The sequence below is a fragment of the Kitasatospora sp. NPDC087271 genome (assembly GCF_044744605.1).
GTDB lineage: Bacteria > Actinomycetota > Actinomycetes > Streptomycetales > Streptomycetaceae > Kitasatospora.
On sequence record NZ_JBIUYQ010000030.1, the window covers coordinates 63,322 to 86,243 of the forward strand.

17 protein-coding genes are annotated in these 22,922 nt (G+C 73.9%); 8 read left to right on the forward strand and 9 right to left on the reverse strand.

Features of this window, described 5'->3' with window-relative positions; all coding sequences use genetic code 11:
• The first annotated feature begins 43 nt into the window (after positions 1 to 43).
• The 3 genes from ACIO9K_RS33270 to ACIO9K_RS33280 are packed head-to-tail and all read left to right on the forward strand — an operon-like array spanning position 44 to position 6,330.
• Positions 44 to 919: a hypothetical protein gene (locus tag ACIO9K_RS33270; RefSeq protein WP_350884249.1), complete on the forward strand. Its 876-nt coding sequence runs from the start codon at positions 44 to 46 to the stop codon at positions 917 to 919.
• A gap of 43 nt (positions 920 to 962) precedes the next feature.
• On the forward strand, positions 963 to 5,555 hold the full coding sequence (locus tag ACIO9K_RS33275; RefSeq protein WP_400335372.1) for a hypothetical protein: 4,593 nt from the start codon (positions 963 to 965) through the stop codon (positions 5,553 to 5,555).
• Positions 5,556 to 5,565: 10 nt separating this feature from the next.
• Positions 5,566 to 6,330 carry a metallophosphoesterase gene (locus ACIO9K_RS33280; RefSeq protein WP_363586851.1) on the forward strand — a complete coding sequence of 255 codons (765 nt, stop codon included), beginning with the start codon at positions 5,566 to 5,568 and terminating at the stop codon, positions 6,328 to 6,330.
• Between the two features lie 24 nt (positions 6,331 to 6,354).
• On the opposite strand, the gene ACIO9K_RS33285 is transcribed toward ACIO9K_RS33280, so the two are convergent.
• Positions 6,355 to 6,705: a hypothetical protein gene (locus tag ACIO9K_RS33285; RefSeq protein ID WP_350884255.1), complete on the reverse strand. Its 351-nt coding sequence runs from the start codon at positions 6,703 to 6,705 to the stop codon at positions 6,355 to 6,357.
• Between the two features lie 174 nt (positions 6,706 to 6,879).
• Complete coding sequence (locus ACIO9K_RS33290; protein WP_063350185.1) at positions 6,880 to 7,575, reverse strand: FadR/GntR family transcriptional regulator; 696 nt, start codon at positions 7,573 to 7,575, stop codon at positions 6,880 to 6,882.
• A 166-nt stretch (positions 7,576 to 7,741) separates the two neighbouring features.
• Between ACIO9K_RS33290 and ACIO9K_RS33295 the strand changes: the two genes are divergently transcribed.
• Together ACIO9K_RS33295 and ACIO9K_RS33300 are read left to right on the forward strand one after the other, a co-directional pair.
• The gene (locus ACIO9K_RS33295; protein WP_350884259.1) at positions 7,742 to 8,296 is read left to right on the forward strand and encodes a gluconokinase; all 555 of its coding nucleotides are present in this window, start codon (positions 7,742 to 7,744) and stop codon (positions 8,294 to 8,296) included.
• Positions 8,297 to 8,298: 2 nt separating this feature from the next.
• Positions 8,299 to 9,687, forward strand: a complete 1,389-nt coding sequence (locus tag ACIO9K_RS33300; protein WP_363624848.1) for a gluconate:H+ symporter — start codon at positions 8,299 to 8,301, stop codon at positions 9,685 to 9,687.
• 353 nt (positions 9,688 to 10,040) lie between these two features.
• On the opposite strand, the gene ACIO9K_RS33305 is transcribed toward ACIO9K_RS33300, so the two are convergent.
• The 5 genes from ACIO9K_RS33305 to mmuM form a co-directional block, all read right to left on the reverse strand.
• The gene (locus ACIO9K_RS33305) at positions 10,041 to 11,636 is read right to left on the reverse strand and encodes an FAD-dependent oxidoreductase (RefSeq protein WP_400335376.1); all 1,596 of its coding nucleotides are present in this window, start codon (positions 11,634 to 11,636) and stop codon (positions 10,041 to 10,043) included.
• 173 nt (positions 11,637 to 11,809) lie between these two features.
• On the reverse strand, positions 11,810 to 13,330 hold the full coding sequence (gene glpK / locus ACIO9K_RS33310) for a glycerol kinase GlpK (RefSeq protein ID WP_363586848.1): 1,521 nt from the start codon (positions 13,328 to 13,330) through the stop codon (positions 11,810 to 11,812).
• Positions 13,331 to 13,424: 94 nt separating this feature from the next.
• Complete coding sequence (locus tag ACIO9K_RS33315; protein ID WP_400335378.1) at positions 13,425 to 14,162, reverse strand: MIP/aquaporin family protein; 738 nt, start codon at positions 14,160 to 14,162, stop codon at positions 13,425 to 13,427.
• Between the two features lie 280 nt (positions 14,163 to 14,442).
• Complete coding sequence (locus ACIO9K_RS33320; RefSeq protein WP_363586846.1) at positions 14,443 to 15,207, reverse strand: IclR family transcriptional regulator; 765 nt, start codon at positions 15,205 to 15,207, stop codon at positions 14,443 to 14,445.
• Between the two features lie 171 nt (positions 15,208 to 15,378).
• Positions 15,379 to 16,323, reverse strand: a complete 945-nt coding sequence (gene mmuM, locus ACIO9K_RS33325) for a homocysteine S-methyltransferase (protein WP_400335380.1) — start codon at positions 16,321 to 16,323, stop codon at positions 15,379 to 15,381.
• Between the two features lie 161 nt (positions 16,324 to 16,484).
• Between mmuM and ACIO9K_RS33330 the strand changes: the two genes are divergently transcribed.
• From ACIO9K_RS33330 to ACIO9K_RS33340, 3 genes are read left to right on the forward strand one after another with little or no spacing between them, the layout of a single operon-like run.
• On the forward strand, positions 16,485 to 17,387 hold the full coding sequence (locus tag ACIO9K_RS33330; RefSeq protein ID WP_400335383.1) for an NUDIX hydrolase: 903 nt from the start codon (positions 16,485 to 16,487) through the stop codon (positions 17,385 to 17,387).
• A gap of 33 nt (positions 17,388 to 17,420) precedes the next feature.
• Positions 17,421 to 17,993: an NUDIX domain-containing protein gene (locus ACIO9K_RS33335; protein ID WP_363624838.1), complete on the forward strand. Its 573-nt coding sequence runs from the start codon at positions 17,421 to 17,423 to the stop codon at positions 17,991 to 17,993.
• Between the two features lie 46 nt (positions 17,994 to 18,039).
• Positions 18,040 to 20,148: an acetoacetate--CoA ligase gene (locus tag ACIO9K_RS33340; protein ID WP_400335386.1), complete on the forward strand. Its 2,109-nt coding sequence runs from the start codon at positions 18,040 to 18,042 to the stop codon at positions 20,146 to 20,148.
• 66 nt (positions 20,149 to 20,214) lie between these two features.
• Here the strand turns inward: ACIO9K_RS33340 and ptsP are convergent, their stop codons facing one another.
• Both ptsP and ACIO9K_RS33350 read right to left on the reverse strand, forming a co-directional pair.
• Positions 20,215 to 21,885 carry a phosphoenolpyruvate--protein phosphotransferase gene (ptsP, locus tag ACIO9K_RS33345; RefSeq protein ID WP_363586841.1) on the reverse strand — a complete coding sequence of 557 codons (1,671 nt, stop codon included), beginning with the start codon at positions 21,883 to 21,885 and terminating at the stop codon, positions 20,215 to 20,217.
• Between the two features lie 99 nt (positions 21,886 to 21,984).
• Positions 21,985 to 22,434, reverse strand: a complete 450-nt coding sequence (locus ACIO9K_RS33350; RefSeq protein ID WP_363586840.1) for a PTS glucose transporter subunit IIA — start codon at positions 22,432 to 22,434, stop codon at positions 21,985 to 21,987.
• Between the last annotated feature and the right edge of the window lie 488 nt (positions 22,435 to 22,922).

Sequence of the window (22,922 nt, forward strand, 5' to 3'; positions counted from 1 at the left end):
ACCAGATCGCCCGCACCAGCAACAGCCCCGAGGAGCACCGCCCGTGACGACCCACCACGACGCGTCCTGGGCGGCCGAGACCGAACCCGCGGCCCCCGCCCCGATCACCCCCGGCGACGTCGCCGACGCAGCCCGGCTGGTCTCCTTCGGCCTCCAGGCCAAGCTGCTCCCCGCCCGCGACGCCGAGTACGCCGAACTCGTCCGCCGCCACCGCGAGGACCCGCCGTTCGCCCGGCTCGCCGACGCCGTCGCCACCGGCATGGGCCTGGTCGTCCTGGAGGTCTCGCCGCGCGCCGGCATGGCCGTCGCCGCCGCCGAGGACTCGCTGTTCGCCGTCCGGATGGGCGACTACTCGCGCCGCGCCGCCACCGAGTCCACCGACCGCTTCCTGCACGGCCTGGCCCACCTCGCCGTCGCCGCGATGGCCTTCCCCCGGCCCGAGGACCTCGCCGACGACGGCTACCTCGGCCGGATCACCGTCAACGGCGTCGACGCCTTCGTCCGCCAGGCCTGCCGCCGCCTGGAGGAGCAGGCCGCGACCGAGGGCGACAACACCGACCCGCAGTCCGACGCCCCCGGCCTGGAGGCCGCCTGGCGGGTGTGGGCCCGGCGCACCGCCACCGGCGCCACCAAGGACGCCCGCCGGCTCTCCGGCTCCACCATCGGCATCGTCGCCAAGGCCGTGCTGTTCCTGGTCGACTCCGGCTTCCTGCAGAAGGTCTCCGACGACGCCGGCGGCACCTACCGCACCACCGCCCGCTACCAGCTCCAGGTCCGCGACCTGGCCGGCAGCGCGGCCATGGCCGAACTGCTCGACCTCGGCATCGTCCCGGTCTCCGACGGCACCGCCAGCCTGCTGCCGCCGGACACCGGCGACGAACTGGTGGCCGACGCAGGCCTGCCGTTCCACTCGCTCTGAGCCCGAGTCCCGACCACCCCCCAGCCACGGAGAACCGCCGCACATGTACGAGCTCAACCGGGTCCGCCTCTACTCGATCGGACCGGCCGGCGCCCGCTACGCCGACACGGTGCTCGACCTGCGCGGCGTCGGCGAGCCCGTCGCCGACCCGGCCCCGCAGCAGATCGGCCTGTTCGGCGAGGACGCCGAGGGCCCGGTCCGCCGCCCCGCCCCGGCCGGCGTGCTCTTCCTGGAGAACGGCGGCGGCAAGTCCGTCCTGCTCAAGCTGATCTTCTCGGTGATGCTCCCCGGCCACCGCAACACCCTCGGCGGCGCCAGCTCCGGCGTGCTGCGCAAGTTCCTGCTCGCCGACGACTGCGGCCACGTCGCGCTGGAGTGGCAGCACACCGTCACCGGCGAGCTGATCGTGGTCGGCAAGGTCAGCGAGTGGCGCGGCCGCCAGGTCTCCTCCGACCCGCGCAAGTTCGCCGAGACCTGGTACTCCTTCCGCCCCGGCCCCGGCCTCACCCTGGACTCGCTGCCGGTCGCCGAACGGATCAGCCTGGCCGGCGACCAGAAGGCCCGAGGCCGCCGCCGCACCATGAAGGGCTTCCGCGACGCCCTCACCGAGGCCGGCAAGGCCCACCCGCACCTCGACCTGGTCTTCGAGGACGGCCACGACCGCTGGACCGAGCACCTCGGCGAACTCGGCCTCGACCCCGAACTCTTCCGCTACCAGCGCGAAATGAACGCCGACGAGGGCGAGGCCGCCGGCCTCTTCGCGGTCAAGCACGACAGTGACTTCACCGACCTGCTGCTGCGCGCCGTCACCGACACCCGGGACACCGACGGCCTCGCCGACCTCGTCCACGGCTTCGCCGCCAAGCTCGGCCGCCGCGCCGAACTCACCGCCGAACGCGACTTCACCGCCGGCTCCCTCGACCTGCTGGAACGCATCGTCGAGGCCACCGGCGCCCGCGAGAGCGTCCGCGAGGCCCACCGCACCGCCGAACGCCGCACCCGCCGCCTCGCCCACGCCCTCACCTCCCGCGCCGCCGCCGAACGCGACCGCGCCCAGGACCTCGCCATCGAGGTCGCCGCCGCCGCGGGCGCCGTCACCGCCGCCGAGGCCGACCGCACCCGGCACACCCTCATCACCGCCGAACTCACCCACCGGCACGCCACCCTGGGCCTCGCGGCGGCCACCGCCGAGGCCGCCGCGCTGCGCCGCGAACTCATCGACGCCCGCACCCTGCACGCTGCCTGGCAGGCCGCCGAGACCGTCCTGCGCCAGCGCGCCGCCGCCGACCGGGTCACCCGGGTCGCCGCCGCCATCCGCGAGGCCGAACTCGACGCCGCCCCCGCGCTCGCCGCCCGCGCCCGCGCCGCCACCGCCCTGGCCCGCGCCCTGGAGGCCGCCGCCGCGGCCGCCGAGGCCCGCGCCGACACCGAGGAGCAGCGCGCCGACGAGCTCCAGGACGACGGCGCCAAGGCCCAGTCCGACGCCACCGAGGCCGCCACCGCCGCCCAGAAGGCCCGCAGCGAGGTCGACCACCTGCGCCAGCGCCTCGCCGAGGTCGAGCAGGAGACCGCCGCCGCCGTCGAGGCCGGCTTCATCGACGCCGACGGCGACGTCGACCCGGCCCGCGCCGCCCTGCACGCCGCCGACGTCGAGAAGGCCGCCGGCGCCGCCCTCGCCCAGGCCCGTACGACCGCCGAGGCCTGCGCCGCCAGGCTGCGCGAGGCCGCCGCCGCCACCGGCCGCGCCGAACTCGCCGCCGAGCGCGCCGGCGACGCCCGCACGGCCGCCGCCCGGGCCCTCGCCGCCGAGCAGCGCACCGCCGCCCTGCTCGCCACCGAGCAGCGCCTCTCCGACCTGCTCTCCCTCACCCCCGCACCCACCGACTGGAGCGACGACGGGTCGGGGGCCGAGGAGGACGCCGGCTTCCTCACCCCCGCCGTCCTCGACCGCAACGCCGAGTACCTGCGCGAACTCCTCGACGAGTCCATCGCCACGGCCGAACGCACCCTGTTCGACCTGCGCACCGCCGCCGCCGACGACTCCCGCATCCTCGCCGCCCTCGGCGACGGCGGACTGCTGCCGCCCGGCCCGGACGTCCTGGCCACCGTCGAGTACCTCGCCGAGCACGGCATCCCCGCCCTGCCGGGCTGGCGCTACCTCGCCCAGTCCGTCGACCCGGCCGACCACGAGGCGATCCTCGCCGCCCGCCCCGAACTCGTCGACGGCGTCGTCGTCACCGACCCCGCCTCGCTGGAGCGGGCCCGCGAGGCCTTGCAGGCCGCCGCCCTGCTGCCCCGCTCCACCGTCGCCGTCGGCGCCGCCGCCTCCCTGATCGCCCCGATCACCGACCAGCCCGCGTTCTTCCTGGTGCCGCCGAACCCGGCCATGCACGACGAGTCCGCCGCCGACGACGAGCGCCGCGAACTGCGCGCCCGGGCGGGCGCCCGCGAGGAGCACATCCGCGAACTCGCCGCCCGCCTCGGTGCCGACCGCGCCCTCGCCGCCCGCCTCGCCTCCTGGCACGCCAGCTGCCCGCCCGGCACCCTCGCCGAACTCGCCGCCGCCGCCGAGGCCGCCCGCGAGCACGCCGAGCAGGCCGCCGCCGCCCTGGCCACCCTGCGCGCCGACCACGACGAGGCCGAGACCGACCACGCCGCCGCGGCCGCCGCCCACGAGGAGCACCGCGAGGCCGCCCAGCGCGCCCGCCGCCGCGCCGACGCCCTCTCCGGCCTCGCCTTCCGGCTGCGCGAGCGCGCCAACTGGGCCCGCCGCCAGCGCGAACTCGCCGAGGACGCCGCCGAGTGCGACCGCCGCCAGGCCGTCTGCGCCGAACGCGCCCGCACCTGCGACGAGGACCGCCGCGCCGCCCAGCGCGCCGCCGACGACGCCCGCCGCACCGCCCGTACCGTGCGCGCCGAACGCGCCGAGATCCCCGCCGCCGAACAGGCCGACGAGCCCTCCGAGACCGCCCCCGCCGCACTGCCCGCCCTGCGCGAGGCCTACCGCGCCGCCTCCCAGCTGTACGAGAAGGTCGGCGTCGGCGCCGACCTGCGCGCCGAGCAGGCCCGCGCCGAGGGCGACGAGGCCGCCGCCGCGACCGAACTCGACCGCCTCACCAACAAGGTCCGCACCCGCGCCGAGGAACTTCTCGGCAGCCCCGACGGCGCCGACGGCCCGGCCCGCCAGGCCGCGGCCGCCCGCGCCGAGGACCTGGTCGCCACCATCGAGGCCCGCTCCGCCGCCGCCAGCGAGCAGCTCGGACGCCTGCGCGGCGAGGCCGAGCGCTCCGCCCCCGCCGACGGCGAGGCGCACACCGAACTGCCCGAGGACCTCGTCCCCGCCGACCCCGAGCACGCCCAGGTCCTGCTGCGCACCGCCACCAGCCGGCTCGCCGAGCGCCGGGAGGCCCTGGACGCCGCCCGCACCGCGCACGCCGACCTGCAACGCACCTTCGACGCCGCCCAGTCGGCCGCCGCCGACTTCGACGAACTCGCCGGCCAGCTGCGCGACGGCCTGCGCGAGCAGCAGGAGGACGACGGCCAGTCCGTCGAGCCCTACCTCGGCTCGCTGCCGGAGGCGCGCGGCACCGCCGCCGAGGCCCGCCGCGCCCTGCGCACCGCCGCCGGCGAGCTGTCCTCCGCCGAACTCGCCGTCCGCGACGCCTCCGACGCCCTCGTCCGGCACGCCAACGCCGCCCGCTACGAGGCCGTCCGCACCCCCGCCCGCCAGCAGATCCGCGAACTGCCCGCCGCCGCGCTGCCCGAGCACGCCGCCGCCTGGGCCGCCGCCTTCGCGCCCCGGCTGCGCGTGCTGACCGACGAACTCGCCCAGCTGGAGCGCAACCGCGGCTCGATCGTCGACCGCCTGCGCGGCCTGGTCGAGTCCTCGCTCACCACCCTGCGCGCCGCCCAGCGGCTCTCCCGGCTGCCCGAGGGCCTGGGGGAGTGGTCCGGCCAGGAGTTCCTGCGGATCCGCTTCGAGGACCCGGACCACGCCACCCTGGTCGAGCGCCTCGGCGAGGTCATCGACGAGGCCACCCGCGCCGCCGTCCGCAAGAACAGCGACCTGCGCCGCGACGGCATGTCCCTGCTGCTGCGCGGGGTCGCCGCCGCGATCGGCCCGAAGGGCGTCAGCGTCGAGATCCTCAAGCCGGACGCGGTGCTGCGCGCCGAGCGGGTCGGCGTCGGCCAGATGTCCGACGTCTTCTCCGGCGGCCAGCTGCTCACCGCCGCCATCGCGCTGTACTGCACGATGGCCGCGCTGCGCGCCAACGACCGCGGCCAGTCCCAGCTGCGGCACGCCGGCACGCTGTTCCTGGACAACCCGATCGGCCGCGCGAACGCCACCTACCTGCTGGAGCTCCAGCGGGCCGTGGCCGATGCGCTCGGCGTCCAACTGATCTACACCACCGGTCTGTTCGACACCACCGCGCTCGCCGAGTTCCCGCTGGTCATCCGGCTGCGCAACGACGCCGACCTGCGGGCGGGCCTCAAGTACATCTCGGTCGAGGAGCACCTGCGCCCCGGCCTGCCCGCCCCGCAGGACCCGGACGGCCCGGCCATCCACGGCGAGATCACCGCCACCCGGATGTTCAAGCGTCCGGCCGAGGTTCCGGTGCAGTCCGCAACTGACTAGCGTGGCGTCCATGCTGACGATCGCGCACTTCAGTGACATCCACCTCGGGCAGGAGCACCGCCGGGACGGCGGCAGGCGCGCCCTGCGGCGGGCAGGGCAGGTGATGGCGTACCTCGACGCCCTGCCCGGCCCGCTGGACGCCGTGCTCGTCACCGGGGACCTCGCCGACCACGGCCTGGCCGCCGAGTACGAGCAGGTGGCCAAGGTGCTGGACTCCCGGTACCCGGTGCTCACTTGCCCCGGCAACCACGACCGCCGGGCGCCCTACCGGGAGGTGCTGCTCGGCGAGGCCCCCGCGGACGGCCCGGTCAACCGGCTGCACCAACTGCCCGGCGCCGACGTGCTGATGCTGGACTCCTCGATCCCGGGCCGCGACGACGGCCTGCTGGACGAGGAGACGCTGGCCTGGCTGGACGCCGAACTGGCGGCCGGCCGCGCCGACCTGCCCGCGCTGGTGGCCTTCCACCACCCGCCGGCCGTCCTGCACCTGCCGAACGTCGACCCGATCCGCCAGTTCGGCGAGGAGGCGCTCGGCGCGGTGCTGGCCCGGCACCCGCGGGTGGCCGGCCTGCTCTGCGGCCACTCCCACACCGGCGCCGCCACCACCTTCGCCGGACTGCCCCTGCTGGTCGCCCCGGGGGTGGTCTCCACCGTCACGCTGCCCTGCGAGGGCGGGCCCGGCATCTCCTTCACCCAGCCGCCGATGCTCGCCTTCCACGTCCTGGACGACACGGGCCGGCTCACCACCCACTACCGGGCCGTCCCGGAGGACTGACCCGCGGCGCCGGCCGCGGGTGTCCTACGCGGCCGGCAGCCGCGGCTGACGCTGCGGCCCGCCGGGGCGGGGGAGCGGCCGGGCGGCCAGCGGGTCGGGCGCCCGGCTGCCCGCCATCGGGTGCGCGGAGCCGGGCGCGCGCTGCCGCTGGGCGGCGACCTGGCGCGAGATCAGGATCTCCAGCAGGCACCACATCGTGCCGAACACCCCGAGCCCCATCGCCATCAGCGCCGGCGTCATCAGCCAGCTGTCCGCGTACGAGGCGAGCGTGGCGACGACCACGCCGACCAGGGTGAAGGACAGGCAGAGCACCGCCCGGACGGCGGCGGCGCGCACCTCGTCGGGCAGGCGGCGACGGCGGCGTGGCACGGACATCGATCGACCCCCAGGCGCGGACTCGGCGGCGGACACGGGACGGGCGCACGCGAAAAGCGCCCCCTCGCCTCACTCTGCCCCGTCGAACCAGGACTATGCGTCCGAATCCACCGAACTGCCGTCAAAGCGCGTGATCCGGGCAGCCGGCAGCGGGCGGCCCGCCGCCGGGGGAAGTCAGCCCAACTGCTGGTTGAGCTCCTCCAGGGCGCCCGCCACGATCGTCCGCATGGCCTGCTCGGCCTGGACGGCGTCCCCCGCGCAGATCGCGTCGGCGACTTCGCGGTGCAGCCGGATCGCGTACGGCTCCGGCTGATGGGGCATCAGATGGTACTCGGTCCGCCCGGTGAGCACCGCCCCCACGGTGTCGCCGAGGTGGGCGAACATCTCGTTGCCGGAGGCGCGCAGCACGGTGGCGTGGAAGTCGATGTCGTGCCGGAGGAAGGTGGTGAGGTCGGCGGCCCGCGCCGAGACGGTCAACTCAACGGCCAGCGATCCGAGTTGGCGCCGGTCGTCGTCGCTCGCGTGCACCGCGGCGAGCGCGGCCGCGGCCGGCTCGACGGCCACCCGCAGCGAGCCGAGCGAGCGCAGCTGGGCCGAGCGGTCCGCGCCGGCCAGCCGCCAGCGGATCACCAGCGGGTCGAAGACGTCCCAGAGCGACCTGGGCTGCACGGTGATCCCGACCCGCCGCCGGGACGCCACCAGGCGCATCCCCTCCAGGATCCGCACCGCCTCCCGGACGACCGTCCGGGACACCCCGAACCGCTCCTCCAGCTCCTCGCCGCGCAGCACCGCGCCCTCGGGAATCTCCCCCGACGCGATCGCCGGCCCGAGCTCGTCAAGCAGCCGACCGGGCAGCCCCTGGATCTCCATCCGCCCAGCGTAGACGCCCACCCCGCCGCCACCACCGGCGCGTACCGGGTCCTGTGCCCTGCGATCTACCCCACAGCCCAAAAGTATGACGATTTGGTTTCCGCCACTTGAATACGTCATATCTTTGAGGCGATAGTGGCGGCCAGGCAACGAAGGAGCACCACCCATGGCTCTCAGCGTCGAGAACCACGACCTCCCGGACACCCCTCTCACCATCGTGGTGATGGGCGTCTCCGGTGTCGGCAAGACCACCCTGGCCCGCCTGCTGGCCGAACGCCTCGACCTCCCCTACGCGGAGGCGGACGACTTCCACCCGGCGGCCAACATCGCCAAGATGTCGGCCGGCATCCCGCTGGACGACGAGGACCGCGCCCCCTGGCTGCGCGCCCTCGGCGCCTGGCTCAAGGAGCGGGCCGAGGACGGCACCGGCGGCGTGGTCACCTGCTCGGCGCTGAAGCACCGCTACCGCGACACCCTGCGCGCGGCCTGCCCGGGTGCCTACTTCCTGCACCTCAGCGGCGGTCACGAGCTGGTCGAGGACCGGCTCGCCCACCGCACCGGCCACTTCATGCCGCCGTCGCTGCTCGACTCGCAGTACGCCGCCCTGGAACCCCTGGGCGCGCACGAGCGCGGCGCCGTCCTGGACGTCGGTCCGTCCCCCGAAGAACTCGTCGAGATGGCCGTGGCGCTGCTGCGGCCGGTCAATGGAGACCTCGCGTGAGTATTGCCCCCACTCTGCTCGCGGCCGCCCCACCGGCCCTGCCGCACACCAGCAGCGACTCCCAGCTGCTGATCGCGGTCCTGCTCAGCATCGGTGTGATCGTCCTACTGATCACCAAGCTGAAGCTGCACCCCTTCCTCGCCCTCACGCTCGGCTCCGGCCTGCTGGCCGCCGTCGCGGGCGCCCCGTTCGACAAGCTGCTCAACAGCTTCTCCACGGGCTTCGGTTCCACCGTGGCCGGCGTCGGCCTGCTGATCGGGCTGGGCGCGATGCTCGGCAAGCTGCTCGCCGACTCCGGCGGCGCCAACATCATCGCGGACACCGTGCTGGCCCGGTCGGGCAACAAGGCGCTGCCCTGGGCGATGGCGCTGATCGCCGCCGTCCTCGGCCTGCCGCTGTTCTTCGAGGTCGGCGTCGTCCTGCTGATCCCGATCGTGCTGCTGGTCGCCCGCCGCGGCAACGTGCCGCTGATGCGGATCGGCATCCCCGCGCTGGCCGGCCTGTCCGTGCTGCACGGCCTGGTGCCCCCGCACCCGGGCCCGCTGGTCGCCGTCGACGCCCTGAAGGCGGACCTCGGCATCACCCTGGCGCTCGGCCTGCTGATCGCCGTGCCCACCCTGATCGTGGCCGGCCCGCTGTTCTCCCGGCTGGCCGAGCGCTGGGTCGGCCCGCTGGAGATCCCGAAGGCCACCGCCCCCGAGGAGACCACCAAGCCCGAGCACACGCCGTCCTTCGGCGCGGTGCTGGCGACGATCCTGCTGCCGGTCGTGCTGATGCTCGGCAAGGCCCTGACCGACGTGGTGGTCGACAACCCGAAGGCGATGGCCCAGCGGGTCTTCGACTTCATCGGTTCGCCGCTGATCGCGCTGCTCGCCGCGACCCTGCTCGGCATGCTGACCCTCGGCAAGGCGGCCGGCTTCGACAAGGCCCGGATCTCCGACACCGTCGGCAAGTCGCTCGGCCCGATCGCCGGCATCGTGTTCATCGTCGGCGCCGGCGGCGGCTTCAAGCAGACCCTGATCGACGTGGGCGTCGGCAACGCGGTGAGCGAGTGGTCCGGCAAGTGGCACATCTCGGCGCTGCTGCTCGGCTGGCTGATCGCGGTGCTGATCCGCCTGGCCACTGGCTCGGCGACGGTCGCCACCATCACCGCCGCCGGGATCGTCGCCCCGCTCGCCGCCGACATGTCCTCCACCCACGCGGCCCTGCTGGTCCTGGCGATCGGCGCCGGCTCGCTCTTCCTGTCGCACGTCAACGACGCCGGCTTCTGGCTGGTGAAGGAGTACTTCGGGATGAGCGTCGGGCAGACGCTGAAGTCCTGGTCGGTGATGGAGACGGTGATCTCGGTCGTCGCCATCGCCCTGATCATGCCGCTCAGCCTGATCATCTAGGCCGGACGGCGCCCGGCGTCGCCGACATCCGCCGAGGGGCGGCACCCGTACGGGTGCCGCCCCTCGGGCGTGTCCGCCGACCGGGACTCAGCCCGGCAGCCCCGACCGCCGCCTCCGCCACGTCATCAAGGCGGGCACGCCGATCTGAGCGGCCGACCGGGAGCCCTTCGTACCCCGCCCGCGAGCCGGGCGCACGAAGGGCGGGCACCCGGAGAACCCGGGTGCCCGCCCTTCGCGAGGCTCTGCCTAGCTGGCTGTGCCTACTTGGTTCCGCGCTTCGCGAGGCTGTGCCTACTTGGTTCCGCGCTTCGCGAGGCTGTGCTTACTTGGTTCCGCGCTTCGCGAGGCTGTGCCTACTTGGTTCCGCGCTTCGCGAGGAAGGCCTCGACCTCGTCCCGGATCTCCGGCGTGTCCAGCCCGCGCACGGTCATCGTGGTGCGGCGCCGCAGCACGTCGTCCGCCGTGTACGCCCACTCGCTGTCGGCCGCGTAGGCGACCTGCGCCCAGACGTCCGGGCCGTCCTCGTGGATCGGCCGGCCCAGCTCCGGGTTCTCGTCGATCATGCGGGCGATCTCGAAGGACAGCGTGCCGTAGTGGCTGGCCAGGTGCTTGGCCACCAGCGGCTCCATCCGGGAGCCCGGGTCGCGGTCGATCAGCAGCCGGTGCGCGACGGCGTTCGGCGCGCCGACGCCCGGCAGCGGCACGGTCGCCGCGATCGGGGACATGTCCTCGCCGAGGTTGGTGCCGGGCACGTGCGCCAGCTTCTCCAGCACGGTGCGGCCGATGTGGCGGTAGGTGGTCCACTTGCCGCCGGCGACCGACAGCATGCCGCCCTTGCCCTCGGTGACGACCGTCTCGCGCTTGGCGGCGGCGGTGTCGCCCGGGCCGCCGGGCAGCACCCGCAGGCCGGCGAAGGAGTATGTGATCAGGTCGCGGTCGAGGTGCTCGTCACGGATGGCGTGCGCGGCCTCGCCCATGATCTGGTCGATGTCCGCCTCGGTGGCCCGGACGTCCTTCGGGTCGCCGGTGTACTCCTCGTCGGTGGTGCCCAGCAGGACGTGGTCCTCCCACGGGATGGCGAAGGAGACGCGGTACTTGTCGATCGGGATGGTCAGCGCGGCGCGCCACGGCGAGCGGCGCTTGACGACGACGTGCGCGCCCTTGGAGAGGCGGATCGACGGCGCGGCGCCGGCGTCCTCCATCTTGCGCAGGTGGTCCACCCACGGGCCGGTGGCGTTGAGCACCAGGCGGGCGTCGATGCCGAACTCGGCGCCGTCCAGGCGGTCGCGCAGCTCGGCGCCGGTGACCCGGCCGGCGGTGAAGCGCAGGCCGGTGACCTCGGCGTGGTTGAGCACCACGGCGCCGGCGTCGACGGCGGCGCGCACCGTCATCACGGCGACGCGCGAGTCGTTCATCTGGTGGTCGCCGTAGACGGCCACCGAGCGCAGTCCCTCGGTGCGCAGCGCGGGCACCTGCTGGGCGGCGTGCGCGGCGGTGGAGACCCGGCCCATGCCGTCGCGGAAGGCGGACAGCGCGGAGTACAGGAAGACGCCGGCGCCGAGCTTGGGCGCGCTGTGCGGGCCGCCCTTGTAGACCGGCACGAAGAAGGTCAGCGGGTTGACCAGGTGCGGCGCGACGTCGGTGGCGAGCGCGCGGCGCTCCTTGTGGTTCTCGGCGACGAGCTTGACCGCGCCGGTCTGCAGGTAGCGCAGACCGCCGTGGACGAGCTTGGAGGAAGCGCTGGAGGTGGCGCCGGCGAAGTCGCCGCCGTCGACCATGGCGACCTTGAGTCCGGCCTGGGAGGCGGTCCAGGCGACGGCCGTGCCGAGGATGCCGCCCCCGATCACCAGCAGGTCGTAGGTGGCCTTGCCGAGCAGCTCACGGGTCTCGGCGCGGGAGGCGGTGTGGCCGGCGGTGCGCTCGGCGCCCAGGGTCGGGATGGTTGCCATGGTGGTTGTGTACGGCGCGCGGGTCAGGCGGCGCCGTTACTCCTCTCGTGTGCGGTGCGGCCTCTGCTGAGAGGCCGGTCGGCCCGGTGCGGCGGGCCGGTGAAACGCGGTGACACCCGCTGCCGGAACGGCGGGCGGCCGGTCGGGGCTCGGGGCCCCGACCGGCTTGTCGGTCAGTCGGTCTCTTCTTCCTCCACCCACCCCATGGTGCGCTCCACGGCCTTGAGCCACTTCTTGTACTCGCGCTCCCGGGTGGCCTCGTCCATGCGCGGGGTCCATTCGGCGGCGCGGTGCCAGTTGGCCCGCAGGGTGTCGAGGTCGTTCCAGAAGCCGACGGCGAGTCCGGCCGCGTAGGCGGCGCCGAGGGCGGTGGTCTCGGCCACGTACGGGCGCTCGACCGGGGCGTCCAGGACGTCGGCGATGTTCTGCATGAGCAGGTTGTTGCTGGTCATGCCGCCGTCGACCTTGAGGGCGGTGAGCTCGACGCCGGAGTCCTTCTGCATGGCGTCGACGACCTCGCGGGTCTGCCAGGCGGTGGCCTCCAGGACGGCCCGGGCCAGGTGGCCCTTGGTGACGTACCGGGTCAGGCCGGCGATCACGCCGCGGGCGTCGGAACGCCAGTACGGGGCGAACAGGCCGGAGAAGGCCGGGACGAAGTAGGCGCCGCCGTTGTCCTCGACGGTGTTGGCGAGGGTCTCGATCTCGGCGGCGGTGGAGATGATGCCGAGCTGGTCGCGCAGCCACTGGACGAGCGAGCCGGTGACGGCGATCGAGCCTTCCAGGGCGTAGACCGGGGCCTGGTCGCCGATCCGGTAGCCGACGGTGGTCAGCAGCCCGTGGTACGAGTTGACGATCTTCTCGCCGGTGTTGAGCAGCAGGAAGGTGCCGGTGCCGTAGGTGGACTTGGCCTCGCCCTCGTCGAAGCAGGTCTGGCCGAACAGCGCGGCCTGCTGGTCGCCGAGCGCGGAGGCGACCGGGACGCCGGCCAGGTCGCCGACGGCCTCGCCGTAGACCTCGGCGGAGGAGCGGATCTCCGGCAGGACGGCCATCGGCACGCCGATCGATTCGGCGATCTTCTCGTCCCACTGCAGGGTGTGCAGGTTCATCAGCATGGTGCGGCTGGCGTTGGTGACGTCGGTGACGTGCTTGCCGCCGTTGACACCGCCGGTGAGGTTCCAGATCACCCAGGTGTCCATGGTGCCGAACAGGATGTCGCCGGCCTCGGCGCGCTCGCGCAGGCCCTCGACGTTGTCCAGCAGCCAGCGGATCTTCGGGCCGGCGAAGTAGCTGGCGAGCGGGAGGCCGGTCTCGCGGCGGAAGCGGTCCTGGCCGACGTTGCGGCCGAGCTCGCGGCAGAGGCCCTCGGTGCGGGTGTCCTGCCACACCAGCGCGTTGTGGACCGGCTCGCCGGTGTTCTTGTCCCACAGGACGGTGGTCTCGCGCTGGTTGGTGATGCCGATCGCGCGGATGTCGTCCTTGGTCAGGCCGGCCTTCTCCAGCGCGCCGCGGACGACCGACTGCACCCGGGTCCAGATCTCGGCGGCGTCGTGCTCGACGTAGCCGGGCTGCGGGAAGATCTGCCGGTGCTCCTGCTGGTCGACGGCGACGATCCGGCCGTCGGCGCCGAAGATGATGCAACGGCTGGAGGTGGTGCCCTGGTCGATCGCGGCGATGTAGTTGCCAGTGGAGGTCATCAGAGGGTCCTCGGCTCAGGATTCGGGGGTTACGGGGTGGGTGGGCCCGACACAGTGGTCGGTCCCCGTGCTCGGCGGGTTCGAACCCGGCCCGTCAGAACATCGCGTTGTACAGACCGCCGGCCAGTGCGCCGCCGATCAGCGGGCCGACGACCGGCACCCAGGCGTACGACCAGTCGGAGCCGCCCTTGTTCGGGATGGGCAGCAGCGAGTGCACGATGCGCGGGCCGAGGTCGCGGACCGGGTTGATCGCGTAGCCGGTGGGGCCGCCCAGCGAGAGGCCGATGCCGACGACCGTGAGGGCCACGATCAGGGTGCTGAGGCCGCCGGCGGCCAGACCGTCGTTCTTGCCGAGGGTGAGGATCGCCATGCAGAGGATGAAGGTGCCGATGACCTCGGTGACGACGTTCTGGATCGGGTTCCGGATCTCGGGCCCGGTCGAGAAGATGCCGAGGGTGGGCTCCTCGTTGGCCTGGAACTGGCCGAGGTAGGTGAGCCAGACCAGCACGGCGCCGATCATCGCGCCGAGGAACTGGGAGCCGAGGTAGAGCGGCACCTGGCTCCAGTCACCGCTCTTGATGGCGAGCGCGACGGTGACGGCCGGGTTGAGGTGGGCGCCGGACTTCGGAGCCGAGATGTACGCGGCGATCAGGACCGCGAAGCCCCAGCCGAAGGTGATCGCCAGCCAGCCGGCGTTGAGGGCCTTCGACTTCTTGAGGGTCACGGCGGCGCAGACGCCGCCACCGAGAAGTATCAGGGCGGCGGTGCCGAGGGTTTCGCCGACGAAGACGTCGCCGTTGGAGAACGCGGACACAAAGACTCCCTTGTCCATATGGCCCGGAGGTGTGGGTGGGGGCGGCCGGCCGATCGTTGTGCGGGTGAGCGCATCGGGGGAGTGATCTTCCCGGCCATCGTTCGACAATGTCGACCGTTATGCGGAAGCTTCCTCCCCTGGTTGCCCTCACGTCAAGGCAGGGTTACGGAGCTGTGACCCTTCCCCCGAAGTTACCCAGCGGAGCGGGACAAACCGGGGCAAAACGCCAAGGCGCGGACAGGCCGATGCCCGTCCGCGCCTCAGCGTGACGATGTGGCCGCCGGTGCGGCCTCGGGTTTCAGAAGCGCCCGGCGCCCAGATCGCGGGAGATCGCCCGTGCCGCGCTGCGCACCGAGGCCACCAGCGACGGCTTCACGAAGCCGTCCTCGCAGACCCGCTCCACCGGGCCGCTGATGCACACCGCGCCCACCGGGTTGCGCCGCCGGTCCTGGATCAGCGCGCCGATCGAGGCCACGCCCTCCCAGGTCTCCTCGATCGAGTCCGTCCAGCCGCGCTCGCGGATCAGCGCGCACTCGGCGTCCACGTCGGCCGCCTCGGTCAGCGTCCGCAGGGTGTACGACTCGTACGGCCCGTCGCCCAACTCGCCGCGCGCGACCGGGTCGTAGGCCACCAGCACCTTGCCCAGCGCGGTGCTGTGCAGCGGCTGCATCGAGCCGACCTCCAGCACCTGCCGGGTGTCGTCCGGCCGGAAGACGTGGTGCACGACCAGCACGCCCTGCTGGTGCAGCACCCCCAGGTAGACGGTCTCGCCGGCCGCCCGGGCCAGGTCGTCCGCCCAGACCAGCGCCCGCGCCCGCAGCTCGTGCACGTCCAGGTAGCTCTGCCCCAGCCGCAGCAGTTCGGCGCCCAGCTGGTACTTGCCGCTCTCCGGGTCCTGCTCGACGAACCCCTCCTGCTGGAGCGTGCGCAGGATGCCGTGCGCGGTGCCCTTGGCGAGATCCAGCGACGTCGCGACCTCGGACAGGCCCAGGCGGCGCTCACCGCCGGCCAGCAGGCGCAAGATCGCGGCGGCCCGGGAGAGCGACTGGATCGGGCCGGGCATGGGGACCTCCGCGCTGACAGGCGGTCGACATTGTCGACCGCAGTGGTAACGGGACGAGTCTGCCAGGCCGTCGCCGGTCCGTGCACCTTCCCCCTCGGTAACCCGTGCTCGGCCGTTTGTTAACCTCCGCCCGCCCGCCGACCCGCCGGGCCGCTCACCCCCGGACGTCCCTCACTCCTCGACGCCGCTCGAGCGCGCCCGCCGCACCGCGACCTCCGCCGCCAGTGCGGCGATCCCGTCCGGCCCCACCCGGCAGCAGCCGCCCACCAGCCGTGCGCCGCCCGCCAGCCAGCCGCCCACCCGGGCCGAGCGGAACGTCGGCTCGCCGCGCCAGTCCCGGCGCGTGGCGTCCCACTCCTCCCCGCTGTTCGGGTACACCACCACCGGCTTGCCGGTCACCTCGGCCGCCAGCGCCACCGCCCGGTCCGCGTCCTGCGGGGTGCAGCAGTTCACGCCCACCGCCAGCACCTCGTCCACCCCGGCCGCCAGCGCGAACGCCTCCGCCAGCGGCTGGCCCGCCCCGGTCCGGTCGCCCGCCACGCTGAACGACAGCCAGGCCGGCACGCCCAGCTCGCGCACCAGCTCCAGCAGCGTCCGCGCCTCGTCCGCGTCCGGCACCGTCTCCAGCGCCAGCACGTCCGGCCCGGCCGCCGCCAGCGCCTCCAGCCGTGGCCGGTGGAAGGCCACCAGTTCCGCGGTGCTCAGCCCGTACCGGCCCCGGTACTCCGAACCGTCCGCCAGCACCGCCCCGTACGGCCCCACCGACGCCGCCACCCAGCGCCGCCGCCCGCCCGGCTCGGCCCGCGCCGCCTCCCGGGCCAGCTCCACGCTGCGCGCCAGCAGCCGCGCGGCCTGGGCCCGGCCCGTTCCGCGCCGGGCGAAGCCCTCGAAGCTCGCCTGGTAGCTCGCCGTGATGGCGACGTCCGCACCGGCCGCGAAGTACGCCCGGTGCGCCGCCACCACCGCCTCCGGCGCGTCCGCCAGCAGCCGCGCCGACCACAGCTCGTCGAGGAGGTCGTGCCCGGCCGCCGCCAGCTGGTTCGACATCCCGCCGTCCAGCACCAGCGGACCGGCCGCCAGCGCCGCGGCGAAGTCCGGCGGGGGAGCAGTGGGCATGGGGCCTCCTCGGGCGCGGTCGTTCCTGGTCACAGCCTAGAAGCCGGGCATCCCCGCGGACCCGGAAAACCATTTGCCGCCGGGGAACGGAATCGCTACGTTGTGCTCAGCCAGAGAACGACAGCACCCCGTCCGGCGGCGAGCGCGGAGAGGAGCCGGTGATGGAAGCGGACGACCCGTCCACCCCGCCCCCGACCACGCCCGCGAGCGAGCAGGAGTGGCTCGCCGCCTACGACCCGCGCGCCTACGCCCCGATCGCCGTCACCGTCGACGTGGTCGCCCTGACCTTGCGCCACGGCGGCCTGCACGTCCTGCTCGTCCAGCGCGGCGCCCCGCCCCACCAGGGCTGCTGGGCCCTGCCCGGCGGCTTCCTGCGCGCCGGGGAGGAGAGCCTGGACGAGGCCGCCGCCCGCGAACTCGCCGAGGAGACCGGCCTGCTCGGCGGCTCCGAGGTCGAGGCCGCGCTCTGCCGCGTCCACCTCGAACAGCTCGGCACCTACGGCGCCCCCGAGCGAGACCCGCGCATGCACGTCGTCTCCGTCGCCTACCTCGCCTTCGCCCCCGACCTGCCCGACCCGCAGGCCGGCACGGACGCCGCGGCCGCCACCTGGCACCCCGTCGCCGACCTCGACCTGGGCATACGGCCCTGCGGCCGACCCCGAGCCGCCGGTGCGCCCGCCGACACCCACGGGGGTGGTGTCGGCGGGCCCACCGGCCAGTCCTCCCGCGCGCTCGCCTTCGACCACGCGCGCATCCTCGCCGACGGCCTCGACCGCGTCCGGGCCAAACTCGAGTACAGCCCGCTCGCCACCGCCTTCCTGCCCTACGACTTCACCATCCCCGACCTGCGCGCCGTCTACGAGGCCGTCTGGGACGAGAAGCTCCACCCCGGCAACTTCCACCGCAAGGTCCTCTCCGTCCCCGGCTTCGTCGAGAGCACCGGCGCCACCACCGCCCGCGGCGGCGCCCGCGGCGGCCCCCGGGCCCGCACGTACCGCGCCGGCGACGCCAGCCTCCTGCACCCCGCCCTGCTCCGCCCCACCCGCGACGGCGAGCTCCGCTGACGGCGGCCGCGCGCACCCGGCTACCATCCGGCCATGACCACTGACGACCCGACACGCGCGGTCAACCAGCCGTTCTCCCACTGCCACTTCTGCGGCACGCCCTACCCGGCCGGCACCGACCACTGGCCCCGCACCTGCCCCGGCTGCGCCGAGATCAGCTACCGCAACCCGCTGCCCGTCGTGGTCACCCTCCTCCCGGTCACCCGCCCCGACGCCGACCCCACCCTCGTCGTCATCCGCCGCACCATCGAGCCCGGCTACGGCCAACTCGCCTTCCCCGGCGGCTACGTGGACTACGGCGAGAGCTGGCAGCAGGCGTGCGTGCGCGAACTGTGCGAGGAGACCGGCATCCTGGCGGACGCCGCCGACATCACCCTGGTCGCCACCGACTCCGACGCCAGGGGCGGCTTCCTCTGCCTCTTCGGCCTGCTCCCGGCCCGTCCGCTCGCCGAACTCCCGCCCTCGCGCCCCACCGACGAGACCGACGGCTGGCAGCTCGCCGCCCCCGACACCCCGCTCGCCTTCCCCTTCCACACCCGGGTCTCCCGCTCCTGGTTCGGCGGCGAGTTCAGCGGTGAGTCCGGCGGCGGGATCTCCGGCCGCTGACCGGCCCGGCACCCACCGGGCGGACCCTGGCGCGGCGGCCGCTCGCATGGCATGGTCTGCACCGACAGCCCAACCGGACGGGCCTGCCACAAGCACTCCCGTCCCCACCACCGGCCGGGAGACCACCACCGTGAGCACCCCACCCCAGGACCAACCGCTCTGGCGCCCCAACCCCGCTCGCGCCGCAGCCACCAGCCTGGTGGCCTTCCAGGCCTGGGCCGCCGAACACCACGGCGCCCCGGCCGCCCCGCTCGCCCCGGCCGCCGACGACCAGCAGGCCGCCCAGCGCTACGCCGACCTGCACGCCTGGTCCACCGCCGACCTCGACCGCTTCTGGACCGCGATCACCCAGTGGTTCGACGTCCGCTTCACCCAGGCCCCCGAGGCCGTCCTCGCCGACCCCGCCATGCCCGGCGCCCGCTGGTTCCCCGGTGCCCGCCTCAACTACGCCGAACACGCCCTGCGCGCCGCCGAGGACCCGGCCAACGCCGACCGCCCGGCCGTCCTGCACCTCGACGAGACCACCGAGCAGTCGGCCGTCCTCACCTGGTCCGAACTGCGCCGCCAGGTCGGCTCGTTGGCCGCCGCCCTGCGCGCCCGGGGCATCGGCCCCGGCGACCGCGTCAGCGCCTACCTGCCCAACATCCCGCAGGCCGCCGTCGCCCTCCTCGCCACCGCCGCCGTCGGCGCGATCTGGACCAGCTGCGCCCCCGACTTCGGTGCCCGCAGCGTCCTGGACCGCCTCCAGCAGATCGAACCCGCCGTCCTCTTCGCCGTCGACGGCTACCACTACGGCGGCAAGGACCACGACCGCACCGAGGTCGTCGCCGAACTGCGCCGCGAACTCCCCACCCTGCGCACCGTCGTCCACGTCCCGCTGCTCGGCGCCCCCGCCCCCGAGGGCGCCCTGCACTGGGACGACCTGGTCGCCGACGACGTCGAGCCGGTCTACGAGGCCGTCCCCTTCGACCACCCGCTCTGGGTGCTCTACTCCTCCGGCACCACCGGCCTGCCCAAGGCCATCGTCCAGAGCCAGGGCGGCATCCTGCTCGAACACCTCAAGCAGGCCGGCCTCCACCTCGACCTCGGCCCCCAGGACCGCTTCCTCTGGTACACCTCCACCGGCTGGATGATGTGGAACTTCCTGCTGGCCGGCCTCCTGGTCGGGGCCACGATCGTCACCTACGACGGCAGCCCCGGCCACCCCGACACCGGCGCCCTCTGGTCGGTCGCCGCCCGCACCCGCGCCACCGTCCTCGGCACCTCCGCCGCCTACGTGATCGCCAGCCGCAAGGCCGAGCTGCACCCCGGCCGCGACCTCGACCTCTCCGCCGTCCGCTGCATCGGCACCACCGGCTCCCCGCTCCCGCCCGACGGCTTCCGCTGGATCTACGAGGAGGTCAAGGAGGACGTCTGGCTCGCCTCCGTCAGCGGCGGCACCGACGTCTGCTCCTGCTTCGTCGGCGGCGTCCCCACCCTGCCCGTCCACCTCGGCGAGATCCAGGCCCCCTGCCTCGGCGCCGCCGTCGAGTCCTGGGACGTCCAGGGCCACCCGCACACCGACACCGTTGGCGAACTCGTCGTCACCAAGCCCATCCCGTCCATGCCCACCGGCTTCTGGAACGACCCCGAGGGCACCCGGTACCACGACAGCTACTTCGACATGTACCCCGGTGTCTGGCGCCACGGTGACTGGATCACCGTCACCTCCCGCGGCACCGTCGTCATCCACGGCCGTTCCGACTCCACGCTCAACCGGCAGGGCGTCCGGATGGGCTCCTCGGACATCTACGAGGTCGTCGAGCGCCTCCCCGAGATCGCCGAATCCCTGGTCATCGGCCTGGAGGAGCCCGACGGCGGCTACTGGATGCCGCTGTTCGTCGTCCTCGCCCCCGGCGCCGAGCTCGACGAGGGGCTGATCGGCCGCATCCGCACCTCGCTGCGCACCGAACTCTCCCCGCGCCACGTCCCCGACGAGGTCATCGCGGTGCGCGGCCTCCCGCACACCCTCACCGGCAAGCGCATCGAGGTCCCGGTCAAGCGGATCCTCTCCGGCACCCCGCTGGAGCAGGCAGTCAACCCCGGCTCCGTCGACGACATCGACCACCTGCGCTTCTTCGAGCAGCTTCGCCGCGACCGGCAGAGCCCCGCCTGACCGGACACGCCGAAGGGGTGCTCCCACCGGCCCGGTGGGAGCACCCCTTCCTGCTGTTCACCTGTCCTACTCGCCCGACAGCACCTGCTGTGCGGCGGCCCGCGCCTCCTCGGCGCTGTCCGTCGCCCGGGCCGCCTCGGCCGCCCGGCGGCACTGCGCCAGCGTGTACTTGGCCAGCGTCGACCGCACGTAGGGGATCGAGGCCGAGCCCATCGAGAGGCTGGTGACGCCCAGACCGGTCAGCACCACGGCCAGCAGCGGGTCGGCGGCCGCCTCACCGCAGACGCCGCAGCTCTTGCCGGTGGCCTGCGCCGCCTCGGCGGCCGCGGCGATCAGGTCCAGCAGCGCCGGCTGCCACGGGTCCTGCAGCCGGGCCAGCGCGCCCACCTGACGGTCGGCGGCGAAGGTGTACTGCGCGAGGTCGTTGGTCCCCAGCGAGAGGAACTCGACCTCCTGGAGGATCGACCGGGCCCGCAGCGCGGCCGACGGGATCTCCACCATCGCGCCGAACTTGGCCTCCAGCCCCGCCTCGCGACACGCCTGGGCGAAGTCCTTGGCGTCCTTGCGGTCGGCCACCATCGGGGCCATCACCTCAAGGTGCACCGGCAGGCCCTCGGCGGCCCTGGCCAGCGCCCGCAGCTGCGTCCGCAGCACCTCCGGGTGCTCCAGCAGGGTGCGCAGACCGCGCACGCCCAGCGCCGGGTTCGGCTCGTCGGCCGGGGTGAGGAAGTCCAGCGGCTTGTCCGCGCCCGCGTCCAGCGCCCGGACCACGACCCGGCCCTCCGGGAACGCCTCCAGCACCTTGCGGTACGCCTCGACCTGCTTCTCCTCGGTGGGCGCCTTCGCGGAGTCGTCCAGGAAGAGGAACTCGGTCCGGAACAGGCCGACGCCCTCGGCGCCGTTCTCCAGCGCGGCCGGCACGTCCGCCGGGCCGCCCACGTTGGCCAGCAGCGGCACGCGGTGCCCGTCGGAGGTCTGCCCCGGGCCGGAGGACGCGGCCAGCGCGGCCTTTCGCTGGGCGGCGACCGCCCGCAGCTCGTCCTGCTTCTCCTGCGAGGGGTCCAGCAGCACGTCACCGGAGCTGCCGTCCACGGCGACGACGGTGCCCTCGGCGACGTCCGTCGCGGCGGGCAGCGCGACCACGGCCGGCACGCCCAACGCCCGCGCCAGGATGGCGCTGTGGCTGGTCGGCCCGCCCTCCTCGGTCACGAAGCCGAGCACCAGCGTCGGGTCGAGCAGCGCGGTGTCGGCCGGCGCCAGGTCCCGCGCGAACAGCACGTACGGCTCGTCGCTGTCCGGCACACCCGGCATCGGCACGCCCAGCAGCCGGGCCACGATGCGGTTGCGGACGTCGTCCAGGTCGGCGACCCGCCCGGCCAGGTAGTCGCCGGCGGAGGCGAGCAGGGCCCGGTAGGCGGCGAAGGCGTCGTACACACCGCGCTCGGCGCTGCTGCCGACGGCGATCCGGCGGGACACGTCGGCCATCAGCTCCGGATCCTGAGCCATCAGCGCCTGGGCCTCCAGGACGGCCTGCGCCTCGCCACCGGCCAGGTTGCCACGGGCGATCAGATCCGCGGCGACCGCCTCGACGGCGGCCTGGGCACGGGCCTGCTCACGGGGGGCGTCCTCGGTCGGGATCTGGGTGGCCGGGGGCTCCAGCACCGCCGTCCCCATGTGCCGCACCTGGCCGATCGCGACCCCGTGGCTGACACCCACGCCGCGCAGCGTCTTCTTCATGTCACCTGTCTCCGCTGAGAGGAGCGGCCCCGCCGGGAACCGCTGTGTGCCGGGCCGCCCCGACAACTCCTGCGGGGCGGGTGTGTGCAAAGTAAGAGGTCAGCTCCAGCTGAACAGGGCCTCGCCGGAGACGGCCTCGCCGTCCTCCCGCAGGTCGCCGAGCGAGTCGGCGTTCGCCTCCAGCGCCACGATCGGCGAGATGGGCGACTTGCCCGCGGCCTCGACGGCGGCCGGGTCCCACTTGATGACGGCCTGACCGCGGGTCACCGTGTCGCCCTTGTTGACCAGCAGCTCGAAGCCCTCGCCGTTCAGCTGCACGGTGTCGATCCCCAGGTGGGTCAGTACACCGTGGCCCTCGGCGTCCACCACGACGAACGCGTGCGGGTGCATGGAGACGACGACGCCGTCCACCGGAGCGACCGCCTCGGTCGGCCGGCGCTCCGGGTCGATCGCGGTGCCGGGGCCGACCATCGCGCCGGAGAACACCGGGTCGGGCACGCCGGCGAGCCCGACGACCTTGCCGGTCAGCGGCGACGTCACAGTGGTCATGGTTCTGCCTCCCAAGTGAGCGGTACAGCGAGCGGCCGCGAGCAGCGGCAGGACGATCGACTGAAGCCTAAATCATGTCAACTTCGGACATCTGCTGACATTCCCGGGCGAAGACCCACGCCCAGTCCGGCTCGTCGTCCGGCGGCTCACCGACCGTTTAGTGGTCTAGTCCTCTTAGTCGATGCGCCGCACTCTACAGGCATCTTGGCGAATCGGGACCATTGCTGTATATGCTCGCGAGAGCAACAAATCATGCCGCCGACCGGGTGACACCGGGAGCGCCCCGATTCGCACTCCGGCGGGCGACCCGCTATGGTTGGCCGAGTCGCCGCGACTTGGCGGTTAACACCAGATTTCAGATGCGAAAACCTCCGGTAAACGGGGCGGAAAACGTCTGGTAAGCTGGGAACACGAAAGAACGAAGCGCCCGGAGGGCCCGCTGGAAGGCGGTCCGAAGGAAGTGTCCGTTCCTTGAGAACTCAACAGCG

What these genes read in the sequence shown, in the direction of transcription:
- ACIO9K_RS33295 (WP_350884259.1), top strand. Translation starts at nt 7,742, where the DNA reads ATGGCTCTCAGCGTCGAGAACCACGACCTCCCGGACACCCCTCTCACC.
- ACIO9K_RS33305 (WP_400335376.1), bottom strand. Translation starts at nt 11,636, where the DNA reads ATGGCAACCATCCCGACCCTGGGCGCCGAGCGCACCGCCGGCCACACC.
- mmuM (WP_400335380.1), bottom strand. Translation starts at nt 16,323, where the DNA reads ATGCCCACTGCTCCCCCGCCGGACTTCGCCGCGGCGCTGGCGGCCGGT.
- ACIO9K_RS33315 (WP_400335378.1), bottom strand. Translation starts at nt 14,162, where the DNA reads ATGGACAAGGGAGTCTTTGTGTCCGCGTTCTCCAACGGCGACGTCTTC.
- ptsP (WP_363586841.1), bottom strand. Translation starts at nt 21,885, where the DNA reads ATGAAGAAGACGCTGCGCGGCGTGGGTGTCAGCCACGGGGTCGCGATC.
- ACIO9K_RS33320 (WP_363586846.1), bottom strand. Translation starts at nt 15,207, where the DNA reads ATGCCCGGCCCGATCCAGTCGCTCTCCCGGGCCGCCGCGATCTTGCGC.
- ACIO9K_RS33285 (WP_350884255.1), bottom strand. Translation starts at nt 6,705, where the DNA reads ATGTCCGTGCCACGCCGCCGTCGCCGCCTGCCCGACGAGGTGCGCGCC.
- ACIO9K_RS33350 (WP_363586840.1), bottom strand. Translation starts at nt 22,434, where the DNA reads ATGACCACTGTGACGTCGCCGCTGACCGGCAAGGTCGTCGGGCTCGCC.
- ACIO9K_RS33340 (WP_400335386.1), top strand. Translation starts at nt 18,040, where the DNA reads ATGGCATGGTCTGCACCGACAGCCCAACCGGACGGGCCTGCCACAAGC.
- ACIO9K_RS33290 (WP_063350185.1), bottom strand. Translation starts at nt 7,575, where the DNA reads ATGGAGATCCAGGGGCTGCCCGGTCGGCTGCTTGACGAGCTCGGGCCG.
- glpK (WP_363586848.1), bottom strand. Translation starts at nt 13,330, where the DNA reads ATGACCTCCACTGGCAACTACATCGCCGCGATCGACCAGGGCACCACC.
- ACIO9K_RS33335 (WP_363624838.1), top strand. Translation starts at nt 17,421, where the DNA reads ATGACCACTGACGACCCGACACGCGCGGTCAACCAGCCGTTCTCCCAC.
- ACIO9K_RS33275 (WP_400335372.1), top strand. Translation starts at nt 963, where the DNA reads ATGTACGAGCTCAACCGGGTCCGCCTCTACTCGATCGGACCGGCCGGC.
- ACIO9K_RS33280 (WP_363586851.1), top strand. Translation starts at nt 5,566, where the DNA reads ATGCTGACGATCGCGCACTTCAGTGACATCCACCTCGGGCAGGAGCAC.
- ACIO9K_RS33330 (WP_400335383.1), top strand. Translation starts at nt 16,485, where the DNA reads ATGGAAGCGGACGACCCGTCCACCCCGCCCCCGACCACGCCCGCGAGC.